1 protein-coding gene is annotated in these 412 nt (G+C 68.7%); it reads right to left on the reverse strand.

From position 1 onward, the window contains the following. The coding region (locus tag AC0AIB_RS31535) for a hypothetical protein (RefSeq protein ID WP_465098134.1) at window positions 1–412 on the reverse strand (412 nt) is incomplete at both ends.

Below are 412 nucleotides of genomic sequence, written 5' to 3' on the forward strand. Positions count from 1 at the left end.
GTAGGAGGGGAGGTAGCCCGCCTCGCGCTCGACCGGGTAGAGGAAGTAGCGGCCCTCACGGCTGCCCTTGATCGGGTCCCCCACGTTGTCCGCGCCGCCCATGTCGCCGGGCATGTACATCATCTGTTCGCTGAAGTGGTCCGCCGCGCCGAGCAGGTCTCCGGACCGGAACTGGATCAGCTCGACCGTGGTCTCCCGGTACTTCCCCTGCGTCCACGAGGCCGAGGCCACCCGGCGCAGATCCGCCGCGGCCAGCGTCTCGAACATGTACTGCGGGTCGTCGTAGTAGCCCTGCACGTACGCGTCGATCGGCTCCCAGCCGTCGTCGAGACCCAGCTCGTCGGCGAAGGACTTCTTCGCGCCCTTGGGCCGGTCGACGAGCAGCTTGCGCAGGTCGCCGTCCGTCCTGACC

It is taken from the genome of Micromonospora sp. DSM 43699, assembly GCF_055517075.1.